This window comes from Caulobacter sp. GW821-FHT10E02 (genome assembly GCF_059415225.1).
On sequence record NZ_JBWKMV010000001.1, the window covers coordinates 1,832,610 to 1,848,845 of the forward strand.

A 16,236-nucleotide genomic window follows, 5' to 3' on the forward strand; every position below is an offset into this window, starting at 1 on the left:
CGCCTCATGGGCGCGGTCCTTATCGTTGTCGTTCGTGGTCTTTGTGGGTTCAGCGAGCGTTGGCCGGCTTGCGGAACTTGTAGACGAACTGGTCGGTCTTGCCGCGGATCGACGGGTCGAAGACGTTGACCTTGCGGCTGTCGCCCGGGTCCTTCAGCACCCGGCTTTCGCCCTCGAAGATGAAGCCGGCGGCCGTGACCTCGGACTTCACCACCGCCGAGTCGATGCGGTGCAGGGTCTCGGTGTCGCGCAGGCCCGAGCCCGGCTCGGCCGAGTGGTCGATGACCAGGAACACGCCGCCCGGCTTCAGGGACCTGAACACCTGGCGGTTCACGACCGACAGGTCGGCCGGGCCCATGAACTTGTCGTGCATGTCGTGATAGTTCTGGGCCGTGAACACCAGGTCCAGCTTCTCCGGCGCGGAGAAGTTCGGCAGCGTGTTCAGGATCACCTTCACGTTCGAATAGGCCGGGTCGCGGGCGATGGCGTTCACCGCCGGCTCGCGCTTGGCCAGCTTGGTCAGCTCGTCCGGCACATAGGCGTAGACCGTGCCCCGGGGCCCGACCGACTTGGCCAGGATGCGGGTGAAATAGCCACCGCCGGGGATCAGGTCGGCGACCTTGGCGCCCGGACGCACGCCGGCGAAGCTCAGGACCTCGCCCGGATGGCGGTTGGCGTCCCGGACCATGTCGGCGGCCGGACGCGACGGATCGCTGAGCGCGGCGGCGATGTTCGGCGAGATGGCCGCGGCTGCCGGGCCCGAAGGCGGCGGCGGCGGAGGTCCCATCATCGGCTGGGTGGCGCAGGCCGCGAGGCCCAGCACGGCGACGAGACTGAGAAGCGGCTTACGCATGGCAATCCTTCCGAACCAACGTGTTCTTAGTTGAGGCGACGTTAGCCCAGCAGCGTGGCAGCCGAAAGTGTAAGCGGTTTCGGCGCCTGCCACGCCGCCCCTTTTTTGCCGCCGCCTGTCCATGGGACAGGCGGAGGGCAAACGGTTACGTCAGCGGCATCCATTCTTCCCCGGGGGGAAGCGGCGCGAAAATCTCGGCCAACATGGCGTCGGTTACGCTTTCAAGCGTGGCCGGGTTCCATTGGGGCGCATTGTCCTTGTCGATAATCACGGCCCGGACGCCCTCGATGAAGTCGTGCTTCATCACCACGCGCGAGCCGATCCGGTATTCCATGGCCATGTTGTCGGCGAAGTCGGTCATGGCCTCGCCGCGCTTCAGCTGCTCGAAGGCGACTTTCAGGGTCTGGGGCGACTTGGTCTTCAGCACCTCCAGCTGGGCCTTGCCCCAGTCGCTGGAGTCGAGGGTCAGGAACTCGACGATCTCTTCCACGCTCTCGCCGACGAACAGGCGGTTGAGGTCCTGCTCGAAGCCCAGCAGCGCGGCCTTGCCGGCGTCGGCGCGGTACTTCTTGAGGATCTCGTCGATGCGGCGCGGATCGGCGATGATGGCCTTCTTCAGCCCCGCGATGGCGCCGAATTCGACGAAGTGGGTAGCGATGCCAAGACGCATGCAGTCCGCGCCCTTGATCCGCGCGCCGGTCAGGGCCAGCCACAGCCCGGCCTTGCCCGGCAGGCGCGGCAGGTACCAGCCGCCGCCGACATCGGGGAACAGGCCGATGCCGGTCTCGGGCATGGCGAAGGTCGTGCGTTCGGTGGCGATCCGCACGTGGGCCGGCATCGAGATGCCGACGCCGCCGCCCATGACGATGCCGTCCATCACCGCCACCACCGGGGTGTCATAGGTGAACAGCAGGTGGTTCAGCTGGTACTCGGTGTGGAAGAAGGCCCGCGCCTCGACGCCGTCCTTGGCCCCGCTGTCGGCCAGCATGCGGATGTCGCCGCCGGCGCAGAAGCCACGCTCGCCCGAGTGGTCGATCAGGACCATGTAGATCTCGGGGTCCTCCTGCCAGTCCAGCAGCGCGCCGATCATGGTCTCGCACATGCCCTGGGTCAGGGCGTGAAGGGCCTTGGGACGGTTCAGCGTGATGCGGCCGACGTTCTTCTCGACGCTGATCAGGACTTCGGGCTCTTCGGTCATCGATAGGTCCTAGGCGTTTTCGGCGACGGGCGCGCAGTCGAAGCGGTCGATCTGGCCGGCCATCAGGCGATAGACGGCGTCCTGCGGGATGTCCTGGGCCAGGGTCTCGGCTTTCGACAGACCGGCATAGGCGCCGCGCAGCAGCCGGCCGGCGACGCCGTGGCTGACCACGATCAGCCGGCGCTCGGGCTCGGCGGCCTGCTCGGCCAGCCACTCACCAAGGCGGGCCATCATGCCCTCGTAGGTCTCGCCGCCCGGCGCGTGGAAGCCCCAGGCGTCGTCGCCGTGCAGATGCGGATTCTCGCCCCTCACCTCTTCGCGCAAACGGTTGGACCATTCGCCGACATCGATCTCGACCAGGCGCTCGTCGATCGCCACCGGCAAGCCCAGACGCGCGCCGATCGTCTCGGCCGTGTTCAGCGCGCGGCGCAGCGGGCTGGCGACGATGCGCCAATCCGCCGGCGGATCACGATGGACGAGGTCGAACAGCAGGTCGCCCATCGCCGCCGCCTGGGCGCGGCCCAGCGGCGTCAGGTCCGATTCCGAGCGCCCCTGCAGACGCCCCTCGCGATTGTGGAAGGTCTCACCGTGGCGACAGAGATAGATCACTGTCGAAACATCTCGCGGGCGATGATGACGCGCATGATCTCGTTGGTCCCTTCCAGGATCTGGTGCACCCGCAGGTCGCGCACGATGCGCTCCAGCGGATAGTCCTGGAGGTAGCCGTAGCCGCCGTGCAGCTGCAAGGCGTCATTGGCCACCTGGAAGCCGGCGTCGGTCGCGAACCGCTTGGCCATGGCGCACAGCTTGGTCGCCTCGGGGTGGCGGTTGTCCAGCGCGTGGGCGGCCCGGCGCACCATCAGGCGGGCGGCTTCCAGCTCGGTGGCCATGTCGGCGAGCTTGAACTGCAGGGCCTGGAAGTCCTTCAGCGCTTTGCCGAACTGGTTGCGGGTCTCCATGTAGGCCTTGGCGGTGTCGAGGGCGAACTGCGCCCCGCCCAGCGAGCACGAGGCGATGTTCAGGCGCCCACCGTCCAGGCCCATCATGGCGAAGCGGAAGCCCTCGCCTTCCTGGCCGATGCGGTTCTCCACCGGCACCCGGCAGTTGTCGAAGTTCACCTGGGCGGTCGGCTGGGCGTTCCAGCCCATCTTGCGCTCATTGGCCCCGAAGCTGAGGCCCTCCATGCCCTTCTCGACCACGAAGGCCGAGACGCCCTTGGCCCCGTCGCCGCCCGTGCGGGCCATGACGACATAGACGTCCGACACGCCGCCGCCCGAGATGAAGGCCTTGCCGCCGTTCAGGACATAGTGGTCGCCGTCCAGCTTGGCCGTGGTGCGCATGTTGGCCGCGTCCGAGCCCGCGCCCGGTTCGGTCAGGCAGTAGCTGGCGATCAGCTCCATGGTCGTCAGGCGCGGCAGGTAGCGCTTACGCAGGTCGTCGGAGCCGAAACGATCGATCATCCACGAGGCCATGTTGTGGATGGTCAGGTACGCCGCCGTGGGCACGTCGCCGTAGCTGAGCGCCTCGAAGATGATCGAGGCGTCCAGGCGCGACAGGCCGCTGCCGCCGACATCCTCGTTCACATAGATGCCGGCGAAGCCGAGTTCGGCGGCCTGGCGCAGGGTGTCGACGGGGAAATGTTTCTGCTCGTCCCACTGCGCCGAGAACGGGGCAAGCTGTCCCTCGGCGAAAGCGCGAGCCGCATCCTGGATTGCGACTTGATCTTCGTTCAGTGCGAAATCCATGCGCATTTCCTCCCGTTTGGGGCGGAACCGCCCTCACCTTCTTGGCCGCTGACGTGCCGCGCCGAAAGCCTGCTGTCAACGCGTGTCACAGCCGTCTCCTACTGTGACCTGAAATCCTCCGTTACACGGTGTGTAGCGTCTGTGACGCCACACCCCCTTGATAACCATGCCCTTTCCCTCCAAATGCCAGCTTCGAGTCTGGGCGTTCTCAATCATAACAACTGCATCAACGATTATGCGTTTCCTGAAACTTGCACTGGCCGCCCTGACGGTGGCCCTCGGAATGGCTGCGGCCACGGTTCCCGCTCAAGCCGCCGACACCGGCGTCGAGCGGAGCTATGGCGTGTGGCGTAACCCGCGCAACAGCGTGCACCTGGAAATCAAGGACTGCGGTCCCAGCACCTGCGGCGTCGTCGTCTGGGCCAGCGCCAAGGCCGAGGCCGATGCGCGCAAGTCGGGCACCGACACCCTGATCGGCAAGCAGCTGCTGCGCGACTTCGAAAGCCAGCGCGACGGTTCGCTGAAGGGCCGCGTCTGGGTTCCGACCCTGAAGGTCACCCTGGTCGGTTCGGCCGACATCGTCGACCCCAAGACCATGCGCGCCAAGGGCTGCGTGATCGGCAACTTCATCTGCAAGTCGCAGCTGTGGACCCGCATCGAGGGTCCGTCGATGCTGGCCTCGCGAGCGGCTCCCTAAACTCCCACTTAAGGAGGCAGGCGTCTTGCCTCGCGCGGTCGCTCGCGCGAAACCAAGCGCATGACCGTTCCGCCCCTCGCCCCGTATCCCGCCACCCGCCTGCGCCGCGTGCGCCAGGCTGACTGGACCCGCCGCCTCATCCGCGAGACCGAGGTCCGACCGTCCGACCTGATCTGGTCGATGGTGGTGCACGAGGGCGAAGGCGTGATCCCCGTGGCCTCGATGCCCGGCGTCGAGCGCCTCTCCGTCAAGGAAGCCGCCAAGGCCGCGGTCCGCGCCCGTGACCTCGGCATCCCGGCCATCGCCATCTTCCCGCACATCGATGGCAGCCGAAAAGACGCGACCGGCTCGATCGCCGCCGATCCGGACGGCGTCATCCCCCGCGCCGTCAAGGCCATGAAGGACGCCGCTCCCGAGGTCGGCATCATGTGCGACGTGGCGCTGGACCCCTTTACCGACCACGGCCACGACGGCGTGATCGAGGGCGGCAAGATCCTCAACGACCCGACCATCGAGCGCCTGATCGAACAGGGCCTCATGCAGGCCGAAGCCGGAGCCGACATCCTGGCCCCGTCCGACATGATGGACGGCCGCATCGGCGCCCTGCGCGCGGCGCTGGAAAGCGCCAACCACCAGGACGTGATGATCATGTCCTACGCCGCCAAGTACGCCTCGGCCTTCTACGGCCCCTACCGCGACGCTATCGGCTCGGCCAAGCTGGCCGGTGGCCAGGGCGACAAGAAGACCTATCAGATGGACCCGGCCAACACCGAGGAAGCCATCCGCGAGGTCGCGCTCGACATCGCCGAGGGCGCTGACATGGTCATGGTCAAGCCGGGCATGCCGTATCTCGACATCCTGCGCCGCCTGGTCGACGAGTTCCGCATGCCGACCTACGCCTTCCAGGTGTCGGGCGAGTACGCGATGATCATGGCCGCCGCCCAGAACGGCTGGATCGACCGGGACCGCGCCATCCTGGAAAGCCTGACCGCCTTCAAGCGGGCCGGCGCGGCGGGGATCATCACCTATTTCGCCCCCTGGGCCGCCGAGAAGCTGGGCTGACATGGCCGCGCCAAGAACTGCCTTTCGCCCAGGCCAGTTCTACGGCGCGCCCACCGTCGAGCGCCAGCTGCCGGGCGTGCGTCTGGCGCACCTGGAAGCCACCAACCGCGCCGACCACGTCGACGAGCATAGCCACGACGACGCCCACTTCGTGCTGGCCACCCGCGGCCGCTACATCACCACGGCCGCCGGCCCGGAGACCGAAGGGCCCGTGCTGGTCTACAACCCGCCCGGCGTCGTCCATCGGGATCGGTTCGTCGACGGCGGCGGCTGCTTTCTGGCCGTCAGCTTCGGCGCCGCCGACTGGCGCGCCCTGGCGAGCTCCGGACGCGGCGCGGCGATCGACGCCCTGCGGCTGACCGGCCCGGCCGCGCGCCGTGCGGCCCTGCGCCTGACCCGCTCGCTCCTGACTCTCGACACCGAGGCCCTGTCGCTGGAAGGACTCAGCCTGGAGCTGGCCTCGCAGGCGATCACGCCCGTGGCCGGCAGCGACAAGCGCCCCTCGTGGCTGGATCGCGCCGAGACCTACCTGGCCGACACGTTCGACCAGCCGATCAGTGTCTCGGACTTGGCCGAGATCGCTGGCGTGCATCCGGTCTATCTGGCGCGCGGCTATCGACGCTGGCTGGGCACGGCGCCGGGCGATCGCCTGCGCACCCGCCGACTGGAGCGCGCCGCCGACCTGCTGATGCGCGGCCGCGATCCGATCGGCGAGATCGCCCTGGCCTCGGGCTTCTGCGACCAGAGCCACCTCAATCGCCAGTTCCTGAAGGCCTATGGCGTCACGCCGGGCGAGTTCGCGCGGCTGTGCGGACGCCGGCCGCTGGTTTCAAGCGTCCAAGACGAGCAGGCCGGCGCGGCCTAGACGGCAGAGGTTCCTTTTGGAGTTCCCGCCTTGAAAGCCTTCGCGTTCGCCGCCGCCCTCGTCCTGGCCCCGCTCGGGGCGCAAGCCGCCGACTGGACCACCGCTCCTCCCGCCGCCGAGGGCCTCTCGGCCGCCAAGCTCGACGCGATGTCGGCCGCCATCAAGGCCGGCGAGTTCCAGAAGATCACCAGCGTCCTGGTCGCCCGCCACGGCAAGCTGGTGTTCGAGGCCTATTACGACCAGGACGGCGCCGAAGCCCGCCGCAACACCCGCTCGGCCACCAAGACCGTCACCGCCATGCTGACCGGCGCGGCGCTGGCCCGCGGCGCCCTGCCCAGCCTCGACGCGCCGATCAAGGCCTACCTCAAGGGTCGCCCGCCAGCCGCCAATCCCGATCCGCGCAAGGACAAGGTCACGGTCGAGAATCTGCTGACCATGAGCTCGATCGCCGAGTGCGACGACGACAACTCGTTCTCGCGCGGCAACGAGGAGCGGATGTACCTGATCGAGGACTGGGTCGGCTTCTACCTCGACCTACCGGTGCGCGGCTTCCCGGACTGGAACCCCAAGCCCGAGGCCTCGCCCTACGGCCGCAGCTTCAGCTACTGCACCGCCGGCGTCGTGACCCTGGGCCAGGTCGTGCAGAACGCCGTGAAGAAGCCCCTGCCCGCCTTCGCCGACGAGGTGCTGTTCAAGCCGCTCGGCATCGAGAACCCCAAGTGGCAGATGTCGCCCACGGGTCTGGCCATGGGCGGCGGCGGTCTGGGCCTGCGCAGCCGCGACCTGCTGAAGCTGGGCCAGCTCTACGCCAATGGCGGCCAGTGGGACGGCAAGCAGGTGCTGCCCGCCGCGTTCGTGAAAGCCTCGGTCACGCCGCACGCCAATGCGCGCGAGAACACCGACTACGGCTACTTGGTCTGGCTGCAGACCTTCAACGGCCACAAGGCGTGGCTGATGAGCGGTTCGGGCGGCCAGAAGGTGGCGATCGTGCCGGACCTGGACCTGGTGGCGGTGATCACCACCACGAACTTCGGCGTCCGCCAGCCGCACGCCATCTCCGAGAAGCTGCTGGCCGACCACATCCTGGCGGCGGTCGAGAAGTAGCGACTCGGCTACCCTGGCCGCATGAGCCGCGTCCTCGACATCGTCACCGCCGTGATCCGTGATGCGGACGGCCGCATGCTGCTGGTCCGCAAGCGCGGCACGTCCGCCTTCATGAAGCCCGGCGGCAAGCGCGACGGTGGCGAGGACGACCTCACGACCCTGGCCCGCGAACTCGACGAGGAGCTGGGCTGCCGGCTTCTCAGCGCCGAGCTGCTGGGGAACTTCTCGGCTCCCGCCGCCAACGAGGCCGGCTTCACCGTGCAATCGGCGACCTACCTGGCCACGGTCGAGGGCGCGATCGCCGCGCGGGCCGAGATCGAGGAGCTGGCCTGGATCGATCCGGCCGCGCCGGGCGACCTGCGGCTAGCGCCTCTGCTGACCGAGCAAGTCCTGCCCGCGCTGTTGGCCCGCGCCTAGGCTTTACCCATGGCGGTGATCCGCCCCTGGACCAGCTCCTGCGCCAGTTCGCGCGCCCGGTCCGCCGGCCGGCCCAGCAGCTCGCTCAAGGTCGGGCCGAACAGCCCGACCCCGATGGCCAGGACGATGTTCAGCAGGATGAAGTCGATGATCGTCTCGCGCGCGACGCCGACGTCCTGCGCCAGCCGCGTCTGAACCACCTCGTCGACGACCTGGCGCACCAGGGTCATCCGCCGCCCCTCGCCGGTCAGCTCCAGCCAGGCCGCCAGCCGCGCCGCGCCCCGGGTCTCGAAGGCGTCGAACAAAGCCTGGGCCCCGAAGCCGGCCGAGACGCCCTGCTCGTTGAAGCCGACGATGATCTTGTCGGCCAGTTGCCGGATCATCCGCTCCATCAGCGCCGTCTCGACCCCGGCGATCGAGCCGAAGTGGTGGATGACATTGGCGTGGACCACCCCGGCGGCCTTGGCCACGTCGGCCAGCTTGATGGCCTGCGGGCCGTGCTCGACCAGCAGCGCCTCGGCGGCGGCGAGGATGTTCTCGCGCGCGGCTTCGGGCGATCGACGGACACGGGTCTTCGGAGTGGCTGTCTCTATTGACATTTTTGTCAGTATAACTCAGAGTGCGTCACAACACAGGCTGACCAAGCCCTAATCCGGCGGAGCGCACAACGCCATGACCGAGACCAAAACCACCCCCGCAGACCTGGACGTCACCCCGCGCGACATCCGTTTCGACCTCGCCGACGCCCAGAAGGGCCACTGGCTGGGCGGCGATCCCGTCGGCACGGCGGTGTTCAACGCCCTGTCCCTGACCTTCCCGGACGGCGAGCGCCTGTTCATGGACGCGGTGCGCAACTACCGCCACCTGCTGACCGGCAAGCTCCTGGACGACGCCAAGAACTTCATCGCCCAGGAAGCCATCCACTCGCGCGAGCACCATCAGCTGAACAGCTTGATCGACCGTACGCGCTATCCGGTCGCCGAGATCGAGGAGACAGTGAAGGGCCGTGTGAAGATGGCCCGCGAGCGTGGCAAGATGGCCATGCTGCTGTCGACCATCGCCCTGGAGCACTTCACGGCGATGATGGCCGAGATGCACGTGCGCCATCAGGACCTGTTCGACCAGACCCCGGCGGGCGTCGAGCAGCTGTGGCGCTGGCACGCCATGGAGGAGACCGAGCACAAGGCGGTCGCCTATGACGTCTTCATGGTTGCGACAAAGGACTGGTCGGCGCGTCGCCGCTATTTCATGCGCTGCCGGGCGATGTTCTTCGTGACGATCATGTTCACCCGCAACATCTGCCGCTACGCCGCGCGCCTGCTGGAGGCCGACGGCTATTCGCCCAAGGCGGCGCTGAAGGCGGTCAATGCGTTCGTGTGGGGCAAGCCCGGCCTCTTCCGCCGGGGCTGGAAAACCTACTTCGCCTGGTACCGCCCGGGCTTCCATCCGTGGGACCAGGACGACCGCGCCGAGTTCGCGGGGTGGAAGGCCGAGTTCGACGCGGCGGTGGCCTAGCCTGATCCGTTTCCCCGGCGAACGCCGGGGCCCAGATCCATCCTGAACATCAGCCGTGAATGCGAAAGAGCGCCGAGCGAAGCCGCCCGGCGCTCTTGGTTCGTCTGGGCCCCGGCGTTCGCCGGGGAGATCGGATGTGGGGAGTTACCCCGCGATCAGGCCGAAGTCCGCCACCTGGCCCATGGCGTCGCGGACGGCGGCCAGGGTCTTCAGGCGGTTGTCGCGGTGCTCGGGTTCGTTGACGAAGACGCCGTCGAGATAGGCGTCGACCGGACCGCGTAGCTCGGCCAGCTGGGTCATGGCGCCGGTGAAGTCCTCGGCGTCCAGGGCGTCCTTCAGCGGCTTGGCCAGCAGGCGCAGGGCGTTGTAGAGGCCGACCTCGGCGTCGCTGTCGGCGGTCGGCGCTTCCGGAGCCCCGACCGGCAGAGCGCCCTTCTTCTCCTCGGCCTTGAGGATGTTGGACGCGCGCTTGTAGCCGGCCATCAGGCTCTTGCCGTCGTCGGTCTTCAGGAACCCGTCCAGGGCCTCGACCCGCGCGACGATGCGCGCCAGGTCGTCATCGCCCAGGGCGAAGACGGCGTCGACGAGGTCGTGGCGCTTGCCTTGGTCGCGCAGAGTGACCTTCAGGCGATCGGCGAAGAAGGCGATCAGGTCGTCCTTGCCGAACTTGGCCAGCGACAGGCGCAGGTTGTTCTCCAGGATGATCCGGATCACGCCCAGCGCCGCGCGGCGCAGGGCATAGGGGTCCTTTGACCCCGTCGGCTTTTCGTCGATCGCGAAGAAGCCGACCAGCGTGTCCAGCTTATCGGCCAGCGCCACGGCGATGCTGACCGGCGCGGTCGGGACGGCGTCCGAGGGGCCTTGCGGCTTGTAGTGGTCACGCACGGCGTCGGCGATCTCGCCGTCCAGGCCAAACGCGCGGGCGTAGTAGCCGCCCATGACGCCTTGCAGCTCGGGGAACTCGCCGACCATCTGCGAGGCCAGATCGGCCTTGGCCAGGCGCGCGGCCTCCTTGGTCTTCTCGACATCGGCGCCGACCAGCGGGGCGATCTCGCCGGCCAGGGCGACGATGCGTTCGACGCGCTGGGCCATGGTGCCGAGCTTGGCGTGGAAGGTGACGCCGTTCAGCTTCTCGAGCCACGGCTCGAAGCCGACCTTGACGTCCTCGTCCCAGAAGAAGCGGGCGTCGGACAGGCGCGAGGACAGCACCTTGGCGTTGCCGGCCGCGATGACCGCGCCGCCGTCGGCCGCCTGGATGTTGGCGATGGTGATGAAGTGCGGGGCCAGGCCCTCTTCACCGGCCTTGCGGACGGCGAAGTACTTCTGGTGCGTGCGCATCGAGGTGCGGATCACCTCGGGCGGCAGGCTCAGGAAGACCGGATCCATGTCGCCCAGCACCGGCGTCGGCCATTCGGCCAGGCCGGCGACTTCTTCCAGAAGTCCTTGGTCTTCGACCAATTCGAGATGACGGGCGAAGCACAGGGTCTTGCAGCCTTCGAGGATGCGCGCCTTGCGCTCTTCGACGTCGAGCACGACGAAGTGGGCTTCCAGGCCCGCCGCGTACTCGTCGAAGTCCTTGGCCACGAAGGGTTGGGCGTCGCCCATGAAGCGGTGGCCTTCGGTGACGTCGCCGCTCGGGATGCCCTCAATGGCGAACGGCACGACCTCGCGGTCGAGCACGCAGAGGATCCGCTTCAGTGGACGCACCCAGCGCAGCTTCTTGGTTCCCCAGATCATCGATTTGGGCCACGGGAAGCCACGGACGATGGCCTCGACCATCTCGGCGACGATCTCCGGGGTCGGGCGGCCCTTCTTCTCGATGAAGGCCATGTAGACGCCGTCGCGCTCGACCAGCTGGTCTTGCGTCAGGCCGGCCTTGCGCAGGAAGCCTTCCATGGCTTGCGGCGGGGCGCCGACGCGCGGGCCTTTCAGCTCTTCCTTGCGGTCGGCCTGGGCCAGCGGCAGGCCTTCGGCCACCAGGGTCAGGCGACGCGGGCCGGCGAAGGTCTTCAGGGCCTCGGGCAGGAAGCCGGCGGCGGCCAGGTGCTCGCGCGCCATGCGCTCCAGGTCCTTGGCGGCCTGGGCCTGCATGCGGGCGGGGATCTCTTCCGAGAACAGTTCGAGGAGAAGTTGGGGCATCGTACTTACGCGGCTTCCTGCTGATCGACCCAGGCGCTGGCGCACATCTTACAGAGGTCGCGGATGCGGCCGATGTAGCTGGCGCGCTCGGCGACGGCGATCGCGCCGCGGGCGTTCATCAGGTTGAAGAGGTGGCTGGCCTTGAGGACCATGTCGTAGGCGGGCAGGACCAGCGCCTTGTTCTGGTACGAGCGGGCCAGCATCAGCGGGACCTGCTCCTCCATCTGCTCGAACTGTTGCTTGAGCACGGCGACGTCGTAGCCGTGGAAGTTGGCTTCCGACTGCTGGCGCTCGTTCTCCAGGAACACGTCGCCATAGGTCGTCGCGCCCAGCGGCGAGTCCGGGTCGTTGAACGGCAGGTCGTAGACGTTGTCGACGCCGAACACGTACATGGCCAAGCGTTCCAGGCCGTAGGTCAGCTCGCCGGCCACCGGCGAGACGTCCAGGCCGCCGACCTGCTGGAAGTAGGTGTATTGGCTCACTTCCATGCCGTCGCACCAGACTTCCCAACCCAGGCCCCAGGCCCCGACGGTCGGGTTTTCCCAGTCGTCCTCGACGAAGCGGATGTCGTGGGTGCGCAGATCCAAGCCGATCGCTTCCAGCGAACCCAGGTACAGGTCCTGCATGTTCTCGGGGTTCGGCTTCAGGATCACCTGGTACTGGTAATAGTGCTGCAGGCGGTTGGGGTTCTCGCCATAGCGGCCGTCGCCCGGACGGCGCGAGGGCTGCACATAGGCGGCGTTCCAGGGCTTGGGACCCAGGGCGCGCAGCACCGTGGCCGGGTGCAGGGTCCCCGCCCCCACTTCCACGTCATGCGGCTGCAGGATGATACAGCCCTGCCGGCTCCAATAGTCATGGAGCGTCAGGATCAGGCTTTGGAAGGACTTGGGTTTTTCGCGCGACATCAATCGAAGCAGGCCTAGAAAAAAGTCGGCGGACCATAGGGCCCGCCGACTGCTGCTTCAAGCGAAGTCCGGAAGCGGAAAGGCTTTAGTTGCCCTTCGGCACGGTGCGCTTGCCGGCGTTCGACTCCGGCGCGCCGTACTTGGCGCGGTTGGCCTTGGTGTCGGCGACCGGCGGGTTGGAGACGACATTGGCGTCGCCCGCCTTCAGCGTGGCCTGAGCCTCCGGCGATTGCGACGAGACCGCCACGACGCCCGAGGTGTTCACGCCGGCGTCGGGAGCAGCCTGAGCGGGCGCAGCGGCCGGATCGGCGGCCATGTCGGTGGTGGCCGGGGCCGGCGGCGCGGCCTGCGGATCAGCCGGCATGGCCTGGCCGGCCGGGGCCGTCTGCTCGTTGGCGGCCACTTCCATGGTCGCGGCCGCATCGGTCGCCGCGGCGGCGGCCTGCAGGCCCGGGACGTCCTTGGGGATCAGAACCTTGTCGACCACGTGCAGCACGCCGTTGGTGGCCATGACGTCGGTCTGGGTGATAGTGGCCATGTCGACCATCGGCGTCGCGCCCGAGCCGTCCAGCAGCAGCGGCGAGCCCTCGACGCTCTTCACTTCACCCTTGGCGCCCTTGATCTTGGTGGAGTCCACCTTGGCGTTGATCAGGTGATAGGTGAGCACCTTCTGAAGCATCGGCCCATTCTCGGGCAGCATCAGCTTGTCCAGCTCGCCGGCCGGCAGGGCGGCGAAGGCCGCGTCGGTCGGGGCAAACAGGGTCAGGTTCTGGTTGGTCTTCAGGACGCTGGTCAGGTTCACGGCCCCTACGGCCTTCAGGAAGGTGCTGAACTGGCCGGAAGCCTCGGCGGTCTGGATCAGGTCGCCCTTGGCCACGACGGGCGAAGAGGCAGCCGGCGGCGGCGCGGCGGGCGCGGCAGCTTCTTGAGCATGGGCGAAGCCGGTCATCAGGGCGATCGCGGCGGCGGCGGTCAGGAGACGCTGGGTGATCATGGTCGAGTTCCTCTCGGTTCGAGCGGTTTACGCCCGGACCGGGGAGTCGGTTCCGTGATCACGGCCACGTGATCACACTAGAGCTTCACTTGAAGAAGAACACGACCGCCACCCCGGCGATGATCAGACCAAAGCCCGCGACAGTCGACCACTTGATGGCTTCCCCAAGATAGAAGAACGAGAACAGGGTGAAGACCAACAGAGTGATGAACTCCTGCCCGACCTTCAATTGAGCTGTCGAATACACATGGTGCCCGATCCGGTTGGCGGGCACGGCCAGCAGGTATTCGGGCAAGGCGATCAGCCAGCTGGACAGGATCGCGATCGGCAGCGCCATCGGCTTGCCCTTCAGATGACCATACCAGGCGTAGGTCATGAAGACGTTGGACATGACCAGCATCAGCCAGGGGGCGATCTTCATGACCAAGGGCGACATGGGCGGGCTCCAGAGCGGGGCGTTGGGGATTCCGCCAACCTAGGGCAAGCCGGGCTGTCGCCGCCAGAACCTCCCGTCAGGTCAAATCGCCAGTTTCTGACGCAACGGCGGCGCTAGGCGCCGTGATTTTAGGCGCCTTGCCTATTTCCTTTCCAAAACCTTGCCCGCCCCGCCCGTCACGGAACCGTCGCCGATAGCGTGGCCAGGCCGGGGAACGATGCAGCGCGTGATGGCGGCGTCGGCGGTGATCACACCGGGGGCGAAAAGCTTCCGAACAACCAAGCAAAGCAAGCCCGCGGCTCAGCGGGTCGGAGCAAGGCGGATGAAACTGATCATAGCGGTCGTCAAACCCTTCAAGCTGGATGAGGTGCGCGAAGCGCTCGTCGCCGCCGGCGTCGAAGGTCTGACGGTGTCGGAAGTGAAGGGCTACGGCCGCCAGAAGGGCCAGACCGAGATCTACCGGGGCGCCGAGTACCAAGTGAATTTCGTGCCGAAAGTGAAGCTGGAAGCCGTCGTGGACGACGCTTCGGCCGCCAAGGCCGTCGAGGCGGTCAAGGCCGCCGCGGCCACGGGCAAGATCGGCGACGGCAAGATTTTCGTCCTGAACGTCGAGGAAGCCGTCCGCATCCGCACCGGCGAAACCGGCTCGGCCGCTCTGTAACGCATCGGGAAAAGGGGATACCGACGATGAAACTCACCTTCAAACCGCTGGCCGGGCTGCTGCTCGCCGCGACCCTGGCGGGGGCTCCGCTGGGGGCTACCGCCTTCGCCCAGGAGGCCGCGCCCGCGCCGGCCGCCGCCATGACCGCCGCAGCGCCCGCCGAGGCTGCTCCGGCCGCCACGCCGGCTCCCGCCCCGGCCGCCGCGCCCACCATCGTCGACAAGAACGACAAGGGTGACAATGCGTGGATGCTGACGTCGGCCCTGCTGGTCCTGCTGATGATCATCCCCGGCCTGGCCCTGTTCTACGGCGGCCTGGTCCGCTCCAAGAACATGCTGTCGGTCATGATGCAGGTCTCGACCGTCGCCCTGATCGGATTCGTCGCCTGGGTGCTGTGGGGCTACAGCTTCGCCTTCACCGACGGCGGCAGCTGGGACAGCTTCGTCGGCGGTCTCAGCCGCCTGTTCCTCAAGGACGTGACCCCGGCCAGCAACGTCGCGACGTTCTCGACCGGCGTGGTGATCCCCGAGTTCACCTTCATCTCGTTCCAGGCGACCTTCGCGGCCATCACCGCCGCCCTCGTGGTTGGTTCGCTGGTCGAGCGCATGAAGTTCGCCGCCATCGTCGCCTTCGCCGTCCTGTGGCCGCTGCTGTCGTACTATCCGATGGCGCACATGGTCTGGTGGTGGCCGGGTCCTGACGCGATCGCCCTGGCCCCGACCGCTCCGGTCAAGTCGGGCCTGATCTGGGGCTTCGGCGCCCTGGACTTCGCCGGCGGCACCGTCGTCCACATCAACGCCGGTATCGCGGCTCTGGTCGGCGCCCTGGTCCTGGGCAAGCGCCAAGGCTACGGCAAGGAGCCGATGCCCCCGCACTCGCTGACCCTGACCCTCGTGGGCGCTGGTCTGCTGTGGGTGGGCTGGTTCGGCTTCAACGCCGGCTCGAACCTGGAATCGAACGGCTACGCCTCGCTGGCCATGATCAACACCTTCGTCGCCACCGCCGCCGCCGGCCTGTCGTGGATCGTCGTCGAGTGGGTCACCCGCAAGAAGCCGTCGGCCCTGGGCCTGGCCTCGGGCATCGTCGCCGGCCTCGTCGCCGTCACCCCGGCCGCCGGTTTCGCCGGTCCGATGGGTTCGGTGATCCTGGGCCTGATCGTCTCGCCGATCTGCATCTTCTTCTGCTCGGTCGTGAAGAACGCGCTGAAGTATGACGACAGCCTGGACGCCTTCGGCATCCACGGCGTGGGCGGCATCGTCGGCGCCATCGCCACCGGCTTCCTGGTCAACCCCGCCTGGGGCGGCGCCGGCATCGTCGACTACACGAGCTGCGCCAAGGACGGTGACATCTCGACCTGCGACAACGCCGTCTACAACATGGGCACCCAAGTGATCGCCCAGCTGAAGGGCGTCGGCGTCACCATCGTCTGGTCGCTGGTCGCCTCGCTGATCGTCTTCTTCGTGATCAAGCTGGTCATCGGCCTGAAGGCTTCGCCGGAAGCCGAAGAGGAAGGCCTGGACATCTCGGAACACGGCGAACGCGCCTACCACAGCTAAGCTGCGGCAGGCTCCCAGCCGGGAACCAGGAAGGGCGCGGAGGGCAACCTCCGCGCCCTTTCTCTTTGCCTGAACTTGCCCGACCAGGG

General features: G+C 67.6%; 17 protein-coding genes. 8 read left to right on the forward strand and 9 right to left on the reverse strand.

The window, feature by feature from the left end; translation table 11 throughout:
• Window positions 1-49 precede the first annotated feature (49 nt).
• The 4 genes from AC07NI_RS08110 to AC07NI_RS08125 all read right to left on the reverse strand — a co-directional run bounded on the left by AC07NI_RS08110 (window position 50) and on the right by AC07NI_RS08125 (window position 3,802).
• Complete coding sequence (locus AC07NI_RS08110; RefSeq protein WP_494617696.1) at window positions 50-853, reverse strand: class I SAM-dependent methyltransferase; 804 nt, start codon at window positions 851-853, stop codon at window positions 50-52.
• A 145-nt stretch (window positions 854-998) separates the two neighbouring features.
• Window positions 999-2,051, reverse strand: a complete 1,053-nt coding sequence (locus AC07NI_RS08115) for an enoyl-CoA hydratase/isomerase family protein (RefSeq protein ID WP_494617697.1) — start codon at window positions 2,049-2,051, stop codon at window positions 999-1,001.
• Window positions 2,052-2,060: 9 nt separating this feature from the next.
• Window positions 2,061-2,660 (reverse strand): histidine phosphatase family protein, encoded by a 600-nt coding sequence (locus AC07NI_RS08120; protein ID WP_494617698.1) that lies wholly within the window; start codon window positions 2,658-2,660, stop codon window positions 2,061-2,063.
• Complete coding sequence (locus AC07NI_RS08125) at window positions 2,657-3,802, reverse strand: isobutyryl-CoA dehydrogenase (RefSeq protein WP_494617699.1); 1,146 nt, start codon at window positions 3,800-3,802, stop codon at window positions 2,657-2,659. Before AC07NI_RS08125 ends, AC07NI_RS08120 begins: the two co-directional genes overlap by 4 nt.
• 229 nt (window positions 3,803-4,031) lie before the next feature.
• Between AC07NI_RS08125 and AC07NI_RS08130 the strand changes: the two genes are divergently transcribed.
• From AC07NI_RS08130 to AC07NI_RS08150, 5 genes are read left to right on the forward strand one after another with little or no spacing between them, the layout of a single operon-like run.
• Window positions 4,032-4,493, forward strand: coding sequence for a DUF2147 domain-containing protein (locus AC07NI_RS08130; protein WP_494617700.1), 462 nt, complete (start codon window positions 4,032-4,034; stop codon window positions 4,491-4,493).
• A gap of 60 nt (window positions 4,494-4,553) precedes the next feature.
• Window positions 4,554-5,555, forward strand: coding sequence for a porphobilinogen synthase (gene hemB, locus AC07NI_RS08135; RefSeq protein ID WP_494617701.1), 1,002 nt, complete (start codon window positions 4,554-4,556; stop codon window positions 5,553-5,555).
• A gap of 1 nt (window position 5,556) precedes the next feature.
• Window positions 5,557-6,420, forward strand: a complete 864-nt coding sequence (locus tag AC07NI_RS08140) for a helix-turn-helix transcriptional regulator (protein WP_494617702.1) — start codon at window positions 5,557-5,559, stop codon at window positions 6,418-6,420.
• A 30-nt stretch (window positions 6,421-6,450) separates the two neighbouring features.
• Entirely contained in the window at window positions 6,451-7,524 is a 1,074-nt protein-coding gene (locus tag AC07NI_RS08145; protein WP_494617703.1) for a serine hydrolase domain-containing protein, read from the forward strand.
• A gap of 21 nt (window positions 7,525-7,545) precedes the next feature.
• Window positions 7,546-7,941 (forward strand): NUDIX hydrolase, encoded by a 396-nt coding sequence (locus tag AC07NI_RS08150; protein WP_494617704.1) that lies wholly within the window; start codon window positions 7,546-7,548, stop codon window positions 7,939-7,941.
• Here the strand turns inward: AC07NI_RS08150 and AC07NI_RS08155 are convergent.
• Window positions 7,938-8,540, reverse strand: coding sequence for a TetR/AcrR family transcriptional regulator (locus AC07NI_RS08155; protein ID WP_494617705.1), 603 nt, complete (start codon window positions 8,538-8,540; stop codon window positions 7,938-7,940). The two genes, AC07NI_RS08150 and AC07NI_RS08155, sit on opposite strands and share 4 nt — an antisense overlap.
• A 73-nt stretch (window positions 8,541-8,613) precedes the next feature.
• Between AC07NI_RS08155 and AC07NI_RS08160 the strand changes: the two genes are divergently transcribed.
• On the forward strand, window positions 8,614-9,456 hold the full coding sequence (locus AC07NI_RS08160; protein ID WP_494617706.1) for a metal-dependent hydrolase: 843 nt from the start codon (window positions 8,614-8,616) through the stop codon (window positions 9,454-9,456).
• Window positions 9,457-9,600: 144 nt separating this feature from the next.
• Here the strand turns inward: AC07NI_RS08160 and glyS are convergent, their stop codons facing one another.
• The 4 genes from glyS to AC07NI_RS08180 all read right to left on the reverse strand — a co-directional run bounded on the left by glyS (window position 9,601) and on the right by AC07NI_RS08180 (window position 13,930).
• Window positions 9,601-11,595 carry a glycine--tRNA ligase subunit beta gene (gene glyS, locus AC07NI_RS08165; RefSeq protein WP_494617707.1) on the reverse strand — a complete coding sequence of 665 codons (1,995 nt, stop codon included), beginning with the start codon at window positions 11,593-11,595 and terminating at the stop codon, window positions 9,601-9,603.
• Between the two features lie 5 nt (window positions 11,596-11,600).
• A complete protein-coding gene (locus AC07NI_RS08170) occupies window positions 11,601-12,500 on the reverse strand; it encodes a glycine--tRNA ligase subunit alpha (protein WP_494617708.1) in 900 nt (299 codons plus the stop codon).
• Between the two features lie 85 nt (window positions 12,501-12,585).
• Complete coding sequence (locus tag AC07NI_RS08175) at window positions 12,586-13,494, reverse strand: fasciclin domain-containing protein (protein ID WP_494617709.1); 909 nt, start codon at window positions 13,492-13,494, stop codon at window positions 12,586-12,588.
• Window positions 13,495-13,579: 85 nt separating this feature from the next.
• Complete coding sequence (locus AC07NI_RS08180; RefSeq protein WP_494617710.1) at window positions 13,580-13,930, reverse strand: DMT family protein; 351 nt, start codon at window positions 13,928-13,930, stop codon at window positions 13,580-13,582.
• Between the two features lie 322 nt (window positions 13,931-14,252).
• Here AC07NI_RS08180 and AC07NI_RS08185 point away from each other — a divergent pair, with 322 nt between their 5' ends.
• Together AC07NI_RS08185 and AC07NI_RS08190 are read left to right on the forward strand one after the other, a co-directional pair.
• On the forward strand, window positions 14,253-14,591 hold the full coding sequence (locus AC07NI_RS08185) for a P-II family nitrogen regulator (RefSeq protein WP_004623580.1): 339 nt from the start codon (window positions 14,253-14,255) through the stop codon (window positions 14,589-14,591).
• A 26-nt stretch (window positions 14,592-14,617) separates the two neighbouring features.
• Window positions 14,618-16,147 (forward strand): ammonium transporter, encoded by a 1,530-nt coding sequence (locus tag AC07NI_RS08190; protein WP_494617711.1) that lies wholly within the window; start codon window positions 14,618-14,620, stop codon window positions 16,145-16,147.
• Window positions 16,148-16,236 lie beyond the last annotated feature (89 nt).

Excerpts from the sequence above, each read along its gene's own strand:
- AC07NI_RS08110 (WP_494617696.1), bottom strand. The coding sequence starts at position 853 with ATGCGTAAGCCGCTTCTCAGTCTCGTCGCCGTGCTGGGCCTCGCGGCC.
- AC07NI_RS08115 (WP_494617697.1), bottom strand. The coding sequence starts at position 2,051 with ATGACCGAAGAGCCCGAAGTCCTGATCAGCGTCGAGAAGAACGTCGGC.
- AC07NI_RS08125 (WP_494617699.1), bottom strand. The coding sequence starts at position 3,802 with ATGCGCATGGATTTCGCACTGAACGAAGATCAAGTCGCAATCCAGGAT.
- AC07NI_RS08130 (WP_494617700.1), top strand. The coding sequence starts at position 4,032 with ATGCGTTTCCTGAAACTTGCACTGGCCGCCCTGACGGTGGCCCTCGGA.
- hemB (WP_494617701.1), top strand. The coding sequence starts at position 4,554 with ATGACCGTTCCGCCCCTCGCCCCGTATCCCGCCACCCGCCTGCGCCGC.
- AC07NI_RS08140 (WP_494617702.1), top strand. The coding sequence starts at position 5,557 with ATGGCCGCGCCAAGAACTGCCTTTCGCCCAGGCCAGTTCTACGGCGCG.
- AC07NI_RS08150 (WP_494617704.1), top strand. The coding sequence starts at position 7,546 with ATGAGCCGCGTCCTCGACATCGTCACCGCCGTGATCCGTGATGCGGAC.
- AC07NI_RS08155 (WP_494617705.1), bottom strand. The coding sequence starts at position 8,540 with ATGTCAATAGAGACAGCCACTCCGAAGACCCGTGTCCGTCGATCGCCC.
- AC07NI_RS08160 (WP_494617706.1), top strand. The coding sequence starts at position 8,614 with ATGACCGAGACCAAAACCACCCCCGCAGACCTGGACGTCACCCCGCGC.
- glyS (WP_494617707.1), bottom strand. The coding sequence starts at position 11,595 with ATGCCCCAACTTCTCCTCGAACTGTTCTCGGAAGAGATCCCCGCCCGC.
- AC07NI_RS08170 (WP_494617708.1), bottom strand. The coding sequence starts at position 12,500 with ATGTCGCGCGAAAAACCCAAGTCCTTCCAAAGCCTGATCCTGACGCTC.
- AC07NI_RS08175 (WP_494617709.1), bottom strand. The coding sequence starts at position 13,494 with ATGATCACCCAGCGTCTCCTGACCGCCGCCGCCGCGATCGCCCTGATG.
- AC07NI_RS08180 (WP_494617710.1), bottom strand. The coding sequence starts at position 13,930 with ATGTCGCCCTTGGTCATGAAGATCGCCCCCTGGCTGATGCTGGTCATG.
- AC07NI_RS08185 (WP_004623580.1), top strand. The coding sequence starts at position 14,253 with ATGAAACTGATCATAGCGGTCGTCAAACCCTTCAAGCTGGATGAGGTG.
- AC07NI_RS08190 (WP_494617711.1), top strand. The coding sequence starts at position 14,618 with ATGAAACTCACCTTCAAACCGCTGGCCGGGCTGCTGCTCGCCGCGACC.